Origin of the sequence: Nitratireductor sp. PBL-C9 (assembly GCF_050877045.1) — a bacterium.
Taxonomy (GTDB): domain Bacteria; phylum Pseudomonadota; class Alphaproteobacteria; order Rhizobiales; family Rhizobiaceae; genus Nitratireductor; species Nitratireductor aquimarinus.
The window spans coordinates 199,270-216,018 of record NZ_JBPAXW010000007.1 but is presented as its reverse complement, the minus strand read 5'-3'; the positions used below and the strand labels follow the sequence as shown (position 1 = coordinate 216,018).

The window sequence follows — 16,749 nt, the reverse complement described above, 5'->3', positions numbered from 1 at the left end:
AGGCTCCTTTATGAAACTGGTTGCGGCGCGGGCACCCGCTCAAGCGCCGCATGGAAGGCGTTATCGTCGAATTCTGGCGCTGCCGAGGCGCTGGCGATCACAAGTCCGGACGCCGCGACGCCCTCGCGCACGGCCTGCGGCAAGGGCGTTCCGCGCATCAGCGCCGTCAGCGTCGCGCCGGTCAGCGCATCGCCGGCACCCGTCACGTCCACGATCTCATCGATGCGCGGCGGCGTTATCTGCCACAGCCCTTCGGGGGTGAAAATCATGACCGATCCGCCACCCCCGGTGATCACGCCGGCGCTTAGACCAAGCGCGCGCAGTGCCTCGATGGCGCGGGGAAGGGCGGCCTCGTCATCAAGGCCTGCAAGGCTGCGCGCCTCGCGCACATTCATGAAGAGAACGGCGATCTGCGGAAAACTGGCGGTCAGCCGCCCCGCCTTTGCGGGCGAGACCGCGATGGCGTAGAGCGGCGCGCCGGCCCGGATCTCCGCAAGTCTGACCACCGCATCTTCAGGCATGTTGGCGTCGCACAGGATCGCATCGGCCTGTTCGGCGGCATGCCGCGCCTTCGAGCGGCGCATCTGTTTGGGAAAGGCCGTATCGTAAAGCGCCATGTCCGCGAACCCGGTGATCAGCTCGCCATCATGGTCGAGGATCGCCGTATAGCTGGGCGTCGCGCGGTCGAGAAACGTGGCGGAGAGGTCCTCAAAGCCCGCATCCTCGATGGCGCGCGCCACGGCGCTGCCGGCTGCATCGCCGCCGCGCAGAGACATGAGCGACACCGCGGCGCCGCGTCGGCTCGCGATGCGCGCCGCATTGAATATGCCGCCGCCCACTTCTTCGCTCATCCGTCCGGGGTTGGATGTGGCGGGAATGTGCGGCGCATTAAGGCGTCCGCGCCGGTCCGGATGCGCGCCGCCAATGGCCAGCAGGCGAGGGGCTTTATCCGCGTTCATGGCGCTCTCCCGCGAATCGAAATGCACCCCCGCAATCCCCTTCGCCGCCACGGCCTTCCTGAGCGGCAGAGAGGCTGTCCGGCATGTCGTTGCGCGTACAAAAATAGAACAAATCTGGTTTGTCTATGTTTTTCAATATTTTGGTGCCTATTGCAAAAATAGAACAAAAGAGGTACAGATAATCATCGCGGATTTGGCGGAACCGCCTCCATTGACCTCGAAGGGGTGTTGTATCATGGCTCAGAATTCATTGCGGCTTGTAGAGGATAATTCGGTGGACAAAACCAAGGCTCTGGACGCGGCGCTATCGCAGATTGAACGGTCCTTCGGCAAGGGCTCGATCATGCGGCTCGGCGCCAACGATCAGGTGGTCGAGATCGAGACCATCTCCACCGGGTCTCTGGGCCTCGATATTGCTCTGGGCGTGGGCGGTCTGCCGCGCGGCCGTATTATCGAGATTTATGGCCCGGAAAGCTCCGGTAAGACGACACTCGCGCTGCACACGGTGGCCGAGGCGCAGAAGAAGGGCGGCATTTGCGGCTTCATCGACGCCGAGCATGCGCTCGATCCGGTTTATGCCCGCAAACTGGGCGTCGATCTGGAAAACCTTCTCATTTCGCAGCCCGACACGGGCGAGCAGGCGCTTGAGATCTGTGACACGCTGGTACGCTCCGGCGCGCTCGACGTGATCGTGGTCGACTCGGTCGCCGCGCTGACGCCGCGGGCCGAAATCGAAGGCGAGATGGGCGATTCCCTGCCGGGCATGCAGGCCCGCCTGATGAGCCAGGCGCTCCGGAAGCTCACCGCTTCCATTTCGCGCTCCAAGACCATGGTCATCTTCATCAACCAGATCCGCATGAAGATCGGTGTGATGTTCGGCTCGCCCGAGACGACGACGGGCGGTAACGCGCTGAAATTCTACTCCTCGGTCCGTCTCGACATTCGCCGCATCGGCTCCGTCAAGGACCGTGACGAAGTGGTCGGCAACCAGACCCGCATCAAGGTGGTGAAGAACAAGATGGCTCCGCCCTTCAAGCAGGTCGAGTTCGACATCATGTATGGAGAGGGCGTGTCGAAGACCGGCGAGCTGGTCGACCTTGGCGTGAAGGCCGGGATCGTCGAGAAGTCGGGCGCATGGTTCTCCTACAATTCCCAGCGTCTGGGGCAGGGGCGTGAAAACGCCAAGCAGTTCCTGCGCGACAATCCCGAGGCGGCGCAGGAGATCGAGCTGGCGCTGCGCCAGAATGCCGGTCTCATCGCCGAAAAATTCCTCGAGGATGGCGGCCCCGGCGACCAGGATGGCGCTGACGATTGATCATTTGAGTGACGCCGACTGTCGGATGTGACCGTTGGCTGACTGTGAAAGACAAGACACCGCCGCTCGCCGGCGGTGTTTTTTTGTGTAAAGCCCGCATGATGTGCGCTGGCGCACGGGATTTCTGGACACGTCCCGGTGCTGGCGTTAAAAGGCGGACTTCTATTCCCCGCACCCTTGGACGGGCTTCTCGCAAAGGCTGAAACATGAGTGGCGTCAACGACATCCGGTCGACCTTTCTCGACTATTTCAAGAAAAACGGTCATGAGATCGTGGCCTCCGGCCCGCTCGTGCCGCGCAACGATCCCACCCTCATGTTCACCAATGCGGGCATGGTGCCGTTCAAGAACGTGTTCACCGGTCTGGAAACGCGGCCCTATGATCGCGCGGTAACGGCGCAGAAATGCGTGCGCGCCGGCGGCAAGCACAACGATCTCGACAATGTCGGCTACACGGCACGCCATCACACCTTCTTCGAGATGATGGGCAATTTCTCCTTCGGCGACTATTTCAAGGACCGCGCCATCGAATTGGCCTGGAACCTGGTCACCAGGGAATTCGGCCTCGATGCAAAGCGCCTTCTGGTCACCGTCTACCACACGGATGACGAGGCAGCCGAGTTCTGGAAGAAGATCGCCGGCCTGCCGGATGAGCGCATCATCCGCATCGCCACCAACGACAATTTCTGGGCCATGGGCGATACCGGCCCGTGCGGTCCGTGCTCGGAAATTTTTTACGATCACGGCGAGGACATCCCCGGCGGTCCGCCCGGAAGCCCGGATGAGGATGGCGACCGCTTCATCGAGATCTGGAATCTCGTCTTCATGCAGTTCGAGCAGCTGACGCCGGAAGAGCGGGTCAACCTGCCGCGTCCCTCCATCGACACGGGCATGGGGCTTGAGCGCGTCGCAGCCGTTCTGCAGGGCGTGCATGACAATTACGACATCGACCTGTTCCGCGCGCTGATCCACGCTTCCGAAGAGGCCACCGGCGTCAAGGCGCAGGGTGCGCAGCATGCCAGCCACAAGGTCATCGCCGACCATCTGCGCGCCGCGAGCTTCCTCATTGCCGATGGCGTTCTGCCGTCCAATGAAGGGCGCGGCTATGTGCTGCGCCGCATCATGCGCCGCGCCATGCGTCACGCCCAGCTTCTCGGGTCGAAGGAGCCGCTCATGTGGCGTCTCGTGCCGGCGCTGGTGCGCGAGATGGGCCGCGCCTATCCCGAGCTGGTGCGCGGCGAGCCGCTCATCACCGAAACGCTCAAGCTCGAGGAAACCCGTTTCCGCAAGACGCTGGCGCGCGGTCTCACGCTTCTCTCCGACGCCACCAGCGACATGGATGAAGGCGACCGGCTCGATGGCGAGACCGCCTTCAAACTCTATGACACCTATGGCTTCCCGCTCGATCTGACGCAGGATGCGCTGCGCCAGCGCGGCATCCATGTGGACCTCACCGGCTTCAATGACGCGATGGAGCGTCAGAAGGCCGAGGCGCGGGCCAACTGGGCCGGCTCCGGCGAGGCCGCAACCGAGGCCGTCTGGTTCGCCGTCAAGGACAAGACCGGCGGCAGCGACTTCCTTGGCTATGAAACCGAAGAGGCCGAGGGCGTGGTTTCGGCTCTGGTGCGCGATGGCGCGATGGTCGAGCACGCCAGCGATGGCGACGAGGTGATCGTCGTCACCAACCAGACGCCGTTCTACGGTGAGTCCGGTGGTCAGGTGGGCGACACCGGCGTGATCGCGGGAGAGGGCTTCTCCATCGCCATTGGCGACACCCAGAAGAAGGGTGACGGCCTGCTGGTTCACATGGGCCGTGTCGAGGGTGGTCAGGTCAAGGTCGGCGATGTCGTCGCGCTGAAGGTCGATCACGTGCGCCGTCGCCGCGTGCGGGCCAACCATTCGGCAACGCATCTCCTGCACGAGGCGCTGCGCGAGGTTCTGGGTTCGCATGTGGCGCAGAAGGGCTCGCTGGTCGCGCCCGAGCGTCTGCGCTTCGACTTCTCGCACCCCAAGCCCATCACCGAGGCCGAGCTTGCCCGCGTCGAAGACATCGCAAACCGCATCGTTCTCCAGAACGCGCCCGTCGAAACGCACCTCATGGCCGTCGATGACGCCATCGAGGCTGGCGCAATGGCGCTGTTCGGCGAAAAATATGGCGACGAGGTTCGCGTCGTCTCCATGGGCACCGCGCAGGATGGCGAGAAGGAAGGCAAGACCTACTCGCTTGAACTGTGTGGCGGCACCCATGTGACGGCGACCGGCGATATCGGCCTGATCCGCATCGTCTCCGAAGGCGCGGTCGCCGCCGGCGTTCGTCGTCTCGAGGCGCTCACGGGCGAAGCTGCCCGCCATTATCTTGGTGAGCAGGAGCAGCAGCTGAAGCGCGCCGCCGGCGCGCTGAAGGTCGCGCCCGCCGATGTGCCCGCCCGTCTGGAAGCCGTGCTTGAAGAGCGCCGCAAGCTGGAGCGCGAGTTGAGCGAAGCCCGCCGCAAACTCGCCCTTGGCGGCGGTGGTTCGGCATCGGATGGCGGCGCGGAGACGGTTGCCGGCGTTGGCTTCATGGGCCGCGTGGTCGATGGCATTTCGCCCAAGGATCTGAAGCCGCTCGCCGATGATGGCAAGGCGTCGCTGGGGTCGGGCGTCACCGTGTTCGTCGGCACGTCGGATGAAGGCAAGGCCAGCGTCGTGGTGGGCGTCACCAAGGATCTGGTCGACCGCTTCAGCGCTGTCGATCTCGTGCGCGTTGCGTCTGCCGCCATTGGCGGCAAGGGCGGCGGCGGTCGTCCCGACATGGCGCAGGCCGGTGGTCCCGATGGCTCGAAGGCCGCCGAAGCCATTGCCGCAGTCAAGGCGGCGATGGAAGGCTGACCGGCCGCCAGCTCTGAAATCACGTGAACATCAAGCGCCGCGCGTCCCGACGGATGCGCGGCGTTTTCGTATCCGGCTCAGGCGTTGCGTGTGCCGCTGGCGCTGCGCGCGCGGTGCCTTTTCACCGCCCGCCACATCAGCACGCCCAGGAGCAGCGTCACGGCGGCCGCGCCGATCAGCCAGCCCAGATTGGCCAGAAGTTCGGCAATTCCGGCGATGGAGCGGCTGAAGGCATAGCCGATCGACAGATAGCCGATGATCCACACGCTTTCGCCCGCAACATCCCAGAACAGGAACTTGCCCCAGTGGTAGCGCGCCAGCCCGCTGGTCAGGTTGATCCATGGCCCGAGTGGGCTCACAAGCCAGCGGCTGAAGAAAACGCCGAACCCGCCCCATCTGGCCGAAAAACGCTCCGCCCGGGCGAAGCTTCCGGTTTCGGACGTTCCGCCTTTGAACACGCGGTCCAGCAGGCTGCGTCCGCCAAAGCGCGCAACTGCATAGCTCAACTGGTCGCCGAACACTGCGCCCGCAAGCGCCCAGGCGAAAACCTGGGTCGGCGTCAGGTCGCCATCGGCAATCAGCGCGCCCGCTGTCATCAGAAGGATCGAGGTGGGAAGCGGAACACCAAACTGGCCAGCCGCAAGGATCACGCAGATGCCGGGCAGGCCGTAAAGCGCGAAAAGAGCAAGGATCTCCTCTGTCACTGCGCCGTTTCCCCGCCCTCGGCACGCAGTGTCTCCACGGCCTGCTCCACCTCGCGGACAAGGGCAGTGGCCGAAACCTCACGCTCCCTCGCGATCTGCGCGATGCTGCGCCGGTCATGGTTCTCCACCGAAAGGTCGAGCAGACCGCGCAGCTCCTGCGGCGGCACCTCCCATGAGCGGGCGACATAGCCAATCGTCATCCACTCCTCGACGGGCACCGAACGATGGCTCGACCAGTAGGCGTAGAAGGCGACGGTGCGCACGGCCAGAAACAGCGTGACGAGCAGGGCGACGCAGAAGGCGATGAAGAGCAGCCTGTTGTGCTGCCACAGGGATTTTATCGCGCCGCGCATTCATCGCCCCAGAGTGTTTGCCGTTGACCTTATCTCGCAGGGATGGGGCATGTTTGTCGAGCGTAAAGAGGCCCCGCACCTGGCTTTCGATGTCATGCCTTTCCGCGCTTCGCCGGGGCCGCCTTACCGGCATGGCCGCTGTTTACGCTGGGTGTGCGGACGTCCCCGGCGAATGCGCTGGGCACGGAGATCGACCTCACGGTCAGGTTCCACGCGTTCACATCCGAAAACCCCTGTTGGCACGAGAGCCGCGACGAGGCTCCGCCCTTCGACGGGCATCCTCCCTCATGACCTGTTGAACCATTTCGGGGTCGTCGGCCCGTCCCATTGTTCGTTTGTCGATGCGCAAAAAGAAACGGCCGGAACGCGAGGTTCCGGCCGTTTTGAACTTCAAGCTGCGCAGAATGCGCGAAGAGCTGCCTAGCTCATTGCCTTCTGCAGGTTCTCGTCGATCTTGTCGAGGAAGCCGGTGGTCGAGAGCCACGGCTGGTCCGGACCGATCAGCAGCGCCAGATCCTTGGTCATGAAACCCGATTCGACGGTGTCGATGCAGACCTGCTCAAGCGTCTGTGCAAACTGCGCCAGCTCTGCATTGTCGTCCAGCTTGGCGCGGTGGGCGAGGCCACGCGTCCAGGCAAAGATCGAAGCGATGGAGTTGGTCGAGGTTTCCTCGCCCTTCTGGTGCTGGCGGTAGTGGCGGGTCACCGTGCCGTGTGCGGCTTCGGCTTCAACCGTGTTGCCATCCGGCGTCATCAGAACCGAGGTCATCAGGCCGAGCGAGCCGAAGCCCTGCGCAACCGTGTCGGACTGCACGTCGCCATCGTAGTTCTTACAGGCCCAGACATAACCGCCCGACCACTTGAGAGCGGAAGCGACCATGTCGTCGATCAGGCGATGCTCGTACCAGATCTTGGCTTCCTTGAACTTCGCCTCGAACTCGGCCTCGTAGATCTCCTGGAACAGATCCTTGAAGCGGCCGTCATAGGCCTTGAGGATCGTGTTCTTCGTGGAGAGGTAGCAGGGAACCTTGCGCATCAGCGCGTAGTTCATCGAGGCGCGTGCGAAGTCGCGGATCGAATCGTCCAGGTTGTACATGGCCATGGCGATGCCGGAGGAGGGGGCGTCGAACACTTCGTGCTCGATTTCCTGGCCGTCGTCACCAACGAACTTGATCGTCAGCTTGCCCTTGCCGGGGAACTTGAAGTCGGTGGCGCGGTACTGGTCGCCGAATGCGTGACGGCCAACGATGATCGGCTGCGTCCAGCCCGGAACCAGACGGGGAACGTTCTTCATGATGATCGGCTCGCGGAAGATCACGCCGCCGAGAATGTTGCGGATCGTGCCGTTCGGCGAACGGTACATGCGCTTCAGGCCGAATTCCTCGACGCGCGCCTCGTCCGGGGTGATCGTCGCGCATTTCACGCCGACGCCATGTTCCTTGATCGCATTGGCTGCATCGACGGTGATCTGATCGTCCGTGGCGTCACGGGATTCGATGCCCAGATCGTAATATTTCAGGTCGATGTCGAGGTAGGGATGGATCAGCTTTTCCTTGATGAACTGCCAGATGATCCGGGTCATCTCATCGCCGTCGAGCTCGACGACTGGATTGTCCACCTTGATCTTACCCATGAAAAAGCTCCCAACTATAGAGTGTGAAACGACGCGGCGAAGACCGGCCGCGCAAAGGTCGGCTGCCCTATAGCACTCCTTGCAGAAAGCGCAAAGCGGGGAGGAATGTTTTGCGCCAGCCGTCCCGCTCCCGTACGGCGCGCGCGTATCATCCATCAGACTTTGGTCCAGAATGGCGCATTCTGGCGTGAAATCGGGTTTGGTTTGAGGCAAAATTCGCCAAAACCGGCCATTCCGGCGCAAAAGAGGGGGATCTGTCGTGAAAGCCGTAACCGACGCCACGCCCCTTATCGCGGCCAATGCTGTGGCGTTCGACACCGAGACCACCGGCCTTGATGTCAAGGAAGCGCGCATTCTGCAGCTTGGCGGCATGGCGCTGGTGGAAGGGCGGTTGCGCGCTGACGATGCGTTCGAAACGCTGGTCGATCCGGGCGTTCCGATCCCGCCGCGCTCCACCGCCATTCACGGTATCACCGGTCAGATGCTGCGCACTGCGCCGGATTTCACCGATGCCTGGCAGCGTTTCGAAGAGTATCGCGGCGGCCGGCTTCTGGTCGGCTATGCGCTGGGCTTTGATCTGGCGGTTCTGGAGCGCGAGGCGCACCGCGCCGGCCTTTTATGGCAGGCCCCGCGAACGCTTTGCGTGCGCATGCTGGCCGGCATCGTCAATCCCGACCTGCCGGACGCCTCGCTCGACGCCATTGCCGCCTGGCTCGAGGTGGAGACTTCGGGCCGCCATTCGGCGCTTGCCGATGCGCGCATTGCCGGGGAGGTCTTCACCGCACTCGCCCCGCATCTTGCCGGGCGCGGCATCCGCACCGTGGCGGAGGCGGAGCGCGCGTCGAGCCTGCGCTCACAGGCGCTGCGCCAGCAGGCCGAGGCGGGCTGGAGCGAGCCCTTTCTGCGCCGCAATGGCGCGTCCCGCCACGCGCTTGAGGCCATCGACCCTTACGCGTTCAGCCATCGCGTGGCCGAGGCGGCCAGCGCCGAGCCAGTGATCGCGCGTGACGACATTTCGGTGCAGGAAGCCGCCTGCATCATGGCCGAGCGTCGCATCAGCTCGCTGCTTCTCTCATCCGATGGCGCGCCGGGCGGCCCGGCCGAGCGATACGCCATCGTGACGGAGCGCGATGTTCTGCGCGCGGTGGCTTCGTCCGGCGGCACGGCGCTTGCCGGCCCGGTCTCGGGCATTGCAGCAGCCCCGCTGATCGCCATTGAGGGCAGTGCTTTCTTCTACCGGGCGCTCGGGCTTATGAACCGCAGAAAGATCCGCCATCTGGGCGTCAGCGATGCCGATGGCCGGCTGGCGGGCGTCATCTCCGCGCGCGACTTTCTGAAATTTCGCGCCGGTGCTGCGGTCGATCTTCAGGCGCGCATCGAAAACGCCGACACCCCGGCTGATCTTGCGGGCGCGTGGTCGCGTGTCGCCGTGGTGGCGTCGGCGCTGCTTGACGAGGAGATCGACACACGCAGCATCACGGAAATCATCTCCGGCGTCCTGTGCGCGATGACCGCGCGGGCCTGCGAGATGGCGCTTCACGACATGGAGGCGGCGGGCGATGGCAAGCCGCCCTGTGCCTTTGCGGTCATGGTTCTGGGCTCCGGCGGGCGCGGCGAAAGCCTGCTGGCCCCCGATCAGGACAATGCGCTGATCTTCGCCGAAGGCGAACCGGATGGCCCGCAGGACCTCTGGTTTGCGGAACTGGGAGCCCGTTTCGCCGACCATCTTCACGCCGCCGCAATCCCCCTTTGCAAGGGCGGGGTCATGGCGCGCAATGCGGTGTGGCGCGGCTCGGCGGAAACCTGGCGGCAGCGCGTGGATGAATGGGTGACGAAGGCGCGCCCGCAGGATCTTCTGAACGTCGATATCTTTTACGACCTGCGCGCCGTCCATGGCGACGAACGCCTCGTAAGCGCGCTCAGCGCCCATGCATGGAAACGCGGATCGGAGCAGATCGAGTTTGCCAAGCTTCTGGGCGAGAGCGTGCGCGACATGAACAACCCTTTCACCCTGTTCGGCGGGTTCAGGCTGGAGGAGGGGCGGGTCGATCTCAAAATGCATGGTCTCTTTCCCATTGCGGCGATGGCGCGCGCGCTGGCGATCCGGCACCACTTGCCGCGCGCCTCCACCCGTGCGCGGCTTGAGGCGCTGGCCGAACATCCGGGCATGCCGCGCAACGATCTTCTGGCGCTGCGTGATGCGCACCGCTTTTTCCTCACACTCGTTCTGGAGCAGCAGGTGGACGACATCGCGCTCGGCATTCCTCTTTCCAACAATGTCGCGCCCGAGCGTCTCACTGCGCGTCAGCAGAAGACGCTGAAAGATGCGCTGAAGAGCGTGGCCATCATTCCGCAGCTCGTGCGCAACGCCATGTTCGTGAATGGATGAACTGCGCGCTTTACCGCAGCGCGTGAAGCGGGTAACAGCACCGCATTATGGCAGGAACAGACAAACAGCAGGACATGCTCGCGGAAGGCCCGGCGATCATTCTGGTGGAGCCGCAACTGGGCGAGAACATCGGCATGGTGGCGCGCGCCATGGCCAATTTTGGTCTGGCGGAGCTGCGGCTCGTCGCCCCGCGCGATGGCTGGCCGAATGAAAAGGCGCGCGCTTCTGCAAGCCGCGCAGACCACGTCATTGATGCGGCGACCGTCTATGAGACGCCGGCCGAAGCGGTGACCGATCTCAATTTCGTCCTGGCGACGACGGCGCGTCCGCGTGACAATTTCAAGCCCGTGCGCGGGCCGGTCGAGGCGGCAAGCGATCTGCGCAGCCGTTTTGCCGGCGGCCAGAAGACCGGCATCATGTTCGGGCGCGAGCGCTGGGGCCTCACCAATGAGGAAGTGGCGCTCGCCGACGAGATCGTCACGTTCCCGGTCAATCCGGCCTTCGCCTCGCTCAACATCGCGCAGGCCGTGCTTCTCATGTCCTATGAGTGGATCAAGACCGGCGATCAGGCCGTGACGCCGCCGGAGCAGGCGCTTGCGCCCGCACAGAAGCTGCATATCGAGAGCCTGATGGGCTATCTCGACAATGTGCTCGACGAGCGCGGTTATTTCCGCACGGAAGACAAGAAGCCCAAGATGATGGAGAACCTGCGCGCCCTGTTCACGCGGCCGGGTTTCACCGTCGAGGAGCTTGCCGTTCTGCGCGGCGTGTTGACGTCGCTTGAGAAATTTTCGCCCAGGAACCCGCGCGGTTCTGGCGCGCCTGAGCGTTGACCGCAAAGTGGTGGCGATAGAGATGGATCGGAGATGAAGATGGAAACGCGGCCGATCCTTTTCTTCGATTCGGGCATTGGCGGCCTGTCGGTCGTCAAGGAAGCGCGCATTCTTCTGCCGGGGCGGCCTTACGTCTATGTGGCGGACGATGCCGCCTTTCCCTATGGCGCGTGGGAAGAAGAGGCGCTTTTGGAGCGCATGGTCGGCCTCTTTGCCGATCTCCTCGACACCTACAGGCCGGTCATGTCGGTCATCGCCTGCAACACGGCATCCACGCTCGCCATTCATCGTCTGCGCGAGGCGTTTCCAAACGAGGTCTTTGTCGGCACGGTTCCGGCCATCAAGCCGGCTGCGGAGCGCACCCGCTCAGGCCTCGTTTCCGTTCTTGCCACGCCGGGCACGGTGAAGCGGCAATACACCCGCGACCTCATCCGCGATTATGCTGCGAAGTGCCATGTGCGGCTCGTGGGCAGCGAAAATCTCGCAGCCCTTGCCGAGCAATATATGCGCGAAGGCTTCGTGGACGAGGCTGCCGTCGAGGCCGAAATCGCGCCCTGTTTCGTCGATCAGGATGGCGGGCGCACCGATATCGTGGTTCTGGCCTGCACGCATTATCCCTTCCTGGTCAACCGCATGCGCAAGACCGCGCCATGGCCGGTCGACTGGATCGACACGTCAGAGGCGATTGCCCGCCGCGCGCTGGCACTGTCGGCAAATCTGACCGCGCCATCATCCGCGGCTCATGGCGGTGGCGATGGAAACGGCAATGGCGCAGACATCGCCCATTTCACCTCCGGCGCACCCGCAGAAGGCTATCGCCGGCTGCTGTCCGGATTCGGCTTCAGGATGCGCTGAGCATCCGCACTTTCTTCAGGGCCGGGACTTTGCGGAACCGGCCCGGCCCCGTCTTTCGCCAAGATATCGCGTTTCGGTTGACATTCGGGGCGCGCTGGCATAATCACCCGCTCAAGCGCGATGGCTTCCGGCTGCCGCGCTTTTTAACGTGTCCCGTGGACAAGCCGCATTAGCGTGCGTGGCATGTCCTGTCAGGTCTCGAAAACGGAGGCCAGAGGAGGGCGCGTTTCCTTCGTCCGGAGCTTCGGCTTCGGTGTTTTTGATATGAAAGGGAATGCGATGAGCAAGCGCCATTCTGCAAAGTACAAGCTTGATCGCCGTCTTGGCGAAAACATCTGGGGCCGTCCGAAGTCCCCGGTCAACCGTCGTGAATATGGCCCCGGCCAGCACGGTCAGCGCCGCAAGGGCAAGCTCTCGGACTTCGGTCTGCAGCTGCGCGCCAAGCAGAAGCTGAAAGGTCACTACGGCGACATTTCGGAAAAGCAGTTCCGCAAGACCTACGACGAGGCGAACCGTCGCAAGGGCGACACCAACGAGAACCTGATCGGTCTCCTGGAGTCCCGTCTCGACGCCGTGGTCTACCGCGCCAAATTCGTTCCGACGATCTTCGCTGCGCGCCAGTTCGTGAACCATGGTCACATCCTGGTCAACGGCCGCCGCGTCAACATCCCGTCCTACCGCTGTAAGGCTGGCGACGTGATCGAGGTCAAGGAAAAGTCGAAGCAGCTCGCCATCGTCATGGAAGCAACGCAGCTCGCAGAGCGCGATGTTCCGGACTATGTCGAAGTCGACCACAACAAGATGGTTGCCACCTATCTGCGCGTTCCGGCCATCTCCGATGTGCCGTATGCCGTGCATATGGAGCCGAACCTGGTTGTCGAGTATTACTCGCGCTGATACCTTTCGGCAGGTAATTTTTGGGGGGCGTCCTGCCAGTGGCCGGGCGCCTTCTTTTTTGTCTTTTTTCGGGAAGAGGCGAGGTGCTTGCATGACGGGACTGGCGAAGGCGTCCGGGTTGCGGATGGGCTTGTTGCTGGCCTTTTTCGTGGGCTTATGGACGGTCTATGCGAGCCTGACGCAGCTCAATCTCGACGGTTTCGGCGACATGCTGGAAAACTACTCCTGGGGCATCGCCTGGGAGCAGGGCTACTACAAGCATCCGCCGCTTTTCGCCTGGATCACGGCCGCCTGGTTCTCCGTCTTCCCCAATGTGGACTGGGCCTACTATCTCCTGTCGGCCGTCAACAGCGCCGCGCTCATGTTTGCAAGCTGGCGCATCGCCGTGCGGTTTCTCGATCCGTGGCGCGCGTTCTTGAGCACCGCGCTCTTCTTCTTCCTGCCGCCGGTCACCTTTTTAGCCATCAAGTACAACGCCAATTCGGCGATGCTGCCTTTCTGGGCGGCGACGGTCTGGTTCTATCTGCGCTTTCTTGAAAAGCAGCGGCTTTCCGACGCCATCATTCTGGGCGCGCTGGCTGCGGCTTCGGTGCTGATCAAATATTTCTCCGGCGCGCTTCTGGGCGCGATTGTCCTTCATGTCCTGATCGACCGGGAAGCGCGCGGGCTGCTGCTGCGCCCGGGCGTCTGGGTCGCCAGCCTCGTCTTTGTCGCGCTGGTCACGCCGCATCTGATCTGGCTTGTTGGCAACGATTTCCTGCCGCTCACCTATGTGTCGGAGCAGGGCGATGGTTCCGCGCTGATCGGCATCACCTCCGCCCCCCGTTTCCTTGGCGCGCTTCTGGCTTACATGCTGCCGGTGGTGCTGGTGCTTCTGATCGCCATACTGCGCAACGGGCGCGGGCCGTGGTTTGATGCAACGCCCTTCTTGGCGCTGCGCAAGACGCTGGCCGGCAGGGCGCTTCTGTGGACCGGTTTCGGCTCGCTGGCGCTGACATTGCTTCTGGGCATTGCATTCACGGTGCAGTTCAGCTCCGTCTGGGCGCTGCCGCTCTATTTCGCCGCGCCCATCTTCCTGATGCTGCTCATCAAGCCGGGGCGGCTTGAGGCGCAGAAACTGGCAATTCCCGCTGCCGTGGTGATCTACGGCGCGTCCCTTCTTGCGCTGTCGCCCTTCATCTATGCGGAAGAGGCGAAGAACACCTCGCACTACAACAATGTGCCGGTTCGCGCGATTGCAACGGAGATCGAGGCGGCCTGGAACGAACGGTTCGATACGCCGCTCACCCATGTGGCGGGTGACAAGATCCTGGCGAGCGGCACCACGTTCTACACCGCCTCGCGGCCCTTCTCCATGCAGGGCAATTCCTATGCGCTGACACCCTGGGTTTCGCCGCAGGCGGTGGCCGAGAAGGGCATGGCGATTGCCTGTTTTGACGGTCAGTCGGGATGTCTTGCAAAGGCTGAAGAACTGGCGGGCGCAGGGGCGGAGACGCAGGTTCTGACCGTGCCCGGTTTCGGCGGCGAACGAAGCTGGACGGTGCAGCTGTTCTTCATGCCGCCGGCGGCTCAGGGCTCTTGATTCCTTTTTCGGAAAAACGCGCTGTTTTTGGGAAATTCGGGACGAAATTTCTTCGTTTTACCCGAAATTCCCTCAAACGATGCGGTCTTCTATGGACCAGCGCGCGGCGAAGAAATTCAGGATCGCGCCGATCACGATGCCGATCAGCTTGGCCGCGAAAAGGCCGGTGAGCGGGGGCAGGAGATAGACGGCGAGCGTCGACGAGCCAAGCGAGATGATGCTGCCGCTGACGGCGAATTTCGCAAACGCCCTGTGCAGGCTGAAACGCTCCGCCCGCTCGAATGTCCAGCGTGAGTTGACGGCAAAGGAAAAGATCACCGCCACCGCCCAGCCGAGAAAATTGGCGAGCAGCGGCGCAAAAGACAGGGCGATCAGCGCCGTGAAGGTGGCGAAGTCGATCACCGTGTTCAAAACGCCGACCACCGCGAAGCGGCCCAGCTTTGCGGAAAGCGTGCGGTTCTCGCCTTCGCTCATGAACGGGCCTGTCTCAGGGAAAGCCCGGCGGCGACAAGGCGGGCGGGAAAGGCGTCTGCGGCGAGCGTATCGCGCTCTTCCTCGCGGGCATCGGTGAAGACGTCGCGGCTGCGCAGCACATCATCCACCGTGCCGGGATGGCACATGATGACGCTGCCATGGGGCGCCCTGTCAATGAAGAGATCGAGCGCGCGGGAGAATGCGCCCTTGCGCCGCCAGTCATAGAAGCCGCAGAGCGGGCCTTCGACGGCGAAGCCGTGCCGGCGCATTTCGGCATCGAAACCGCGTGCGAGCAGGCGGGCAACCACGATCTTGGCCTTGATGAGCGCCGGGGCGGCGCGCAGCGTCGGTGCGCCGCGAAGCCAGGGGCGCTCGGCTGCGGGAGCATCGGCAAAGCGCGCCGCCAGCCAGCGCCGGACCGGCGGCAGGAAATGCACGTGCTGGTGCCCGTCGATGAAATCGGGATTGCGGCCGAACGCCTCGCGGAAACGGTCAAGCTGCGCATCGGCCTCGGCGGCGATGGCGGCATCATCGTCATGACTGGCCAGAAGCCGTTTCAGCTCCGGCATTTTCCGAGCGCTGGAAAGGGCCGGAAAATCGGTGAGGGTGAGGTGCATGCCGGTCGCAAAGCTGCCGCTGGTGGCTGTCAGCGCGGCGGCGTGGTCGCGCCAGTCATCGAACAGCGTCATGCAGCCCGTGCCGCTCAGGCGGCCATTGGCGAGAAGCATGCGGATGCTTTCGCTGACGGCAGGGGAGAAACCGTAATCGTCGGCGATCAACCAGACCGAGCGGGCGGCGGGTTCAGTCATCGTGAGACGCTCTGCCGGTCTTGCGCGTCTCGGCCAGCGGGACGGCGCTCGGACCGGACATGGATTTGATGATGTAGTTCGGCCGGTTCTTGGCCTCGCTCAGCGCCGACCAGACATATTCTCCGACAAGGCCGGTCAGGGCGAGGTTGAGGCCGCCAAGCACGAGCACGGCGACGATGAGGCTCGGATAGCCGGGAACGGCGACGCCGGTGAACAGAACCTCCAGAAGGATCTTGATGCCGTAGATGAAGCCGAGTGCTGCAACACCGCCGCCGAACAGCGACACCATGCGCAGCGGAACGACGGAGAAGGAGGTGAAGCCTTCAAGCGAAAAGGCGATCAGCTTGCGGCGCGACCACTTGCTTTCACCGCCCTGGCGATCTGCGGGCTTGTAGAGAATGCGTTCTTGCCGGAAGCCGGTCCACGCATAGAGGCCCTTGTTGAAACGGCGCTGGTCGCGCAGCTGGCGGAGCGCCATGGCGAAGCGCCGGGTCATGATGCGGAAGTCGCCGGCATTGGCCGGGATTTCGTAGCGCTGCCCCATATTGATGAGCCAGTAGAAGCCGTTGGCCAGATAACGCCCGAGCGTGCGGCTTTCGGCGCGGTCGGCGCGAATGGCATAGACCATGTCGAGATCGGGATCGGCGATGATGCGGCCGATCATGTCGAGCGCGACATCGGCGGTGTGCTGGAGGTCTGCATCCATGAGCAGGACGTAATCGCCCTCGCTCTGGTCGAGACCGGCGAGGATCGCCGTTTCCTTGCCGAAATTGCGCGCGAGCGTGATGAGCGACCAGTCGCCGGTCATGTGCTCGCCATAGAGCGCGCCACCGCCATCGGTGCTGCCGTCATCGATGAAGATGAAATTGGCGTCGAGGCCGAAGCGTTCTTTTGCCTGCGCAGCCAGATCGCCGGCCAGGGCGCAAAAGCCGGCTACACTTTCCCGCTCGTTGAGGAACGGGACCAGAATGTCGAGCCGTTTGGCCACGCGCGCAATCTCCATCAAAAGGTGACACGATCAAAAGGTGATTTGCCAACAGAAAGTCGAAAATGCCTATTCGTTAAGTCGCCTTGCCGCAA

General features: G+C 63.3%; 14 protein-coding genes. 7 read left to right on the top strand and 7 right to left on the bottom strand.

Annotated features, from left to right (window positions below; genetic code table 11):
• Positions 1-8: 8 nt before the first annotated feature.
• The gene (locus ACRTG1_RS16130) at positions 9-959 is read right to left on the bottom strand and encodes a carbohydrate kinase family protein (protein WP_432516571.1); all 951 of its coding nucleotides are present in this window, start codon (positions 957-959) and stop codon (positions 9-11) included.
• Positions 960-1,194: 235 nt separating this feature from the next.
• Between ACRTG1_RS16130 and recA the strand changes: the two genes are divergently transcribed.
• Both recA and alaS read left to right on the top strand, forming a co-directional pair.
• Positions 1,195-2,274 (top strand): recombinase RecA, encoded by a 1,080-nt coding sequence (gene recA / locus ACRTG1_RS16125; RefSeq protein WP_113154997.1) that lies wholly within the window; start codon positions 1,195-1,197, stop codon positions 2,272-2,274.
• A gap of 206 nt (positions 2,275-2,480) precedes the next feature.
• A complete protein-coding gene (gene alaS, locus ACRTG1_RS16120) occupies positions 2,481-5,141 on the top strand; it encodes an alanine--tRNA ligase (protein WP_113154998.1) in 2,661 nt (886 codons plus the stop codon).
• A gap of 77 nt (positions 5,142-5,218) precedes the next feature.
• Here the strand turns inward: alaS and ACRTG1_RS16115 are convergent, their stop codons facing one another.
• The 3 genes from ACRTG1_RS16115 to ACRTG1_RS16105 all read right to left on the bottom strand — a co-directional run bounded on the left by ACRTG1_RS16115 (position 5,219) and on the right by ACRTG1_RS16105 (position 7,830).
• Complete coding sequence (locus tag ACRTG1_RS16115; RefSeq protein ID WP_297559228.1) at positions 5,219-5,845, bottom strand: DedA family protein; 627 nt, start codon at positions 5,843-5,845, stop codon at positions 5,219-5,221.
• Positions 5,842-6,198: a hypothetical protein gene (locus ACRTG1_RS16110; protein ID WP_432516570.1), complete on the bottom strand. Its 357-nt coding sequence runs from the start codon at positions 6,196-6,198 to the stop codon at positions 5,842-5,844. Before ACRTG1_RS16110 ends, ACRTG1_RS16115 begins: the two co-directional genes overlap by 4 nt.
• A gap of 420 nt (positions 6,199-6,618) precedes the next feature.
• Positions 6,619-7,830 carry an NADP-dependent isocitrate dehydrogenase gene (locus ACRTG1_RS16105; RefSeq protein ID WP_206545464.1) on the bottom strand — a complete coding sequence of 404 codons (1,212 nt, stop codon included), beginning with the start codon at positions 7,828-7,830 and terminating at the stop codon, positions 6,619-6,621.
• Between the two features lie 259 nt (positions 7,831-8,089).
• Here ACRTG1_RS16105 and ACRTG1_RS16100 point away from each other — a divergent pair, with 259 nt between their 5' ends.
• From ACRTG1_RS16100 to ACRTG1_RS16080, 5 genes are all read left to right on the top strand, one after another.
• Positions 8,090-10,219, top strand: a complete 2,130-nt coding sequence (locus ACRTG1_RS16100) for a DUF294 nucleotidyltransferase-like domain-containing protein (RefSeq protein WP_432516569.1) — start codon at positions 8,090-8,092, stop codon at positions 10,217-10,219.
• A gap of 47 nt (positions 10,220-10,266) precedes the next feature.
• Positions 10,267-11,052 carry an RNA methyltransferase gene (locus ACRTG1_RS16095; RefSeq protein WP_206552708.1) on the top strand — a complete coding sequence of 262 codons (786 nt, stop codon included), beginning with the start codon at positions 10,267-10,269 and terminating at the stop codon, positions 11,050-11,052.
• Between the two features lie 39 nt (positions 11,053-11,091).
• On the top strand, positions 11,092-11,907 hold the full coding sequence (gene murI, locus ACRTG1_RS16090; protein WP_113155006.1) for a glutamate racemase: 816 nt from the start codon (positions 11,092-11,094) through the stop codon (positions 11,905-11,907).
• A 279-nt stretch (positions 11,908-12,186) separates the two neighbouring features.
• On the top strand, positions 12,187-12,804 hold the full coding sequence (gene rpsD, locus ACRTG1_RS16085) for a 30S ribosomal protein S4 (protein ID WP_113155007.1): 618 nt from the start codon (positions 12,187-12,189) through the stop codon (positions 12,802-12,804).
• A gap of 91 nt (positions 12,805-12,895) precedes the next feature.
• Positions 12,896-14,386 carry a glycosyltransferase family 39 protein gene (locus ACRTG1_RS16080; RefSeq protein WP_283800426.1) on the top strand — a complete coding sequence of 497 codons (1,491 nt, stop codon included), beginning with the start codon at positions 12,896-12,898 and terminating at the stop codon, positions 14,384-14,386.
• Between the two features lie 72 nt (positions 14,387-14,458).
• Here ACRTG1_RS16080 and ACRTG1_RS16075 read toward each other — a convergent pair whose 3' ends face one another.
• From ACRTG1_RS16075 to ACRTG1_RS16065, 3 genes are read right to left on the bottom strand one after another with little or no spacing between them, the layout of a single operon-like run.
• On the bottom strand, positions 14,459-14,860 hold the full coding sequence (locus tag ACRTG1_RS16075) for a GtrA family protein (protein ID WP_206552706.1): 402 nt from the start codon (positions 14,858-14,860) through the stop codon (positions 14,459-14,461).
• Complete coding sequence (locus ACRTG1_RS16070; protein ID WP_432516568.1) at positions 14,857-15,669, bottom strand: ChbG/HpnK family deacetylase; 813 nt, start codon at positions 15,667-15,669, stop codon at positions 14,857-14,859. Before ACRTG1_RS16070 ends, ACRTG1_RS16075 begins: the two co-directional genes overlap by 4 nt.
• Entirely contained in the window at positions 15,662-16,657 is a 996-nt protein-coding gene (locus tag ACRTG1_RS16065) for a glycosyltransferase family 2 protein (protein WP_206545459.1), read from the bottom strand. Before ACRTG1_RS16065 ends, ACRTG1_RS16070 begins: the two co-directional genes overlap by 8 nt.
• Positions 16,658-16,749: the final 92 nt, after the last annotated feature.

What these genes read in the sequence shown, in the direction of transcription:
- recA (WP_113154997.1), top strand. Translation starts at nt 1,195, where the DNA reads ATGGCTCAGAATTCATTGCGGCTTGTAGAGGATAATTCGGTGGACAAA.
- ACRTG1_RS16110 (WP_432516570.1), bottom strand. Translation starts at nt 6,198, where the DNA reads ATGCGCGGCGCGATAAAATCCCTGTGGCAGCACAACAGGCTGCTCTTC.
- murI (WP_113155006.1), top strand. Translation starts at nt 11,092, where the DNA reads ATGGAAACGCGGCCGATCCTTTTCTTCGATTCGGGCATTGGCGGCCTG.
- ACRTG1_RS16105 (WP_206545464.1), bottom strand. Translation starts at nt 7,830, where the DNA reads ATGGGTAAGATCAAGGTGGACAATCCAGTCGTCGAGCTCGACGGCGAT.
- ACRTG1_RS16095 (WP_206552708.1), top strand. Translation starts at nt 10,267, where the DNA reads ATGGCAGGAACAGACAAACAGCAGGACATGCTCGCGGAAGGCCCGGCG.
- ACRTG1_RS16070 (WP_432516568.1), bottom strand. Translation starts at nt 15,669, where the DNA reads ATGACTGAACCCGCCGCCCGCTCGGTCTGGTTGATCGCCGACGATTAC.
- alaS (WP_113154998.1), top strand. Translation starts at nt 2,481, where the DNA reads ATGAGTGGCGTCAACGACATCCGGTCGACCTTTCTCGACTATTTCAAG.
- ACRTG1_RS16130 (WP_432516571.1), bottom strand. Translation starts at nt 959, where the DNA reads ATGAACGCGGATAAAGCCCCTCGCCTGCTGGCCATTGGCGGCGCGCAT.
- ACRTG1_RS16080 (WP_283800426.1), top strand. Translation starts at nt 12,896, where the DNA reads ATGACGGGACTGGCGAAGGCGTCCGGGTTGCGGATGGGCTTGTTGCTG.
- rpsD (WP_113155007.1), top strand. Translation starts at nt 12,187, where the DNA reads ATGAGCAAGCGCCATTCTGCAAAGTACAAGCTTGATCGCCGTCTTGGC.
- ACRTG1_RS16075 (WP_206552706.1), bottom strand. Translation starts at nt 14,860, where the DNA reads ATGAGCGAAGGCGAGAACCGCACGCTTTCCGCAAAGCTGGGCCGCTTC.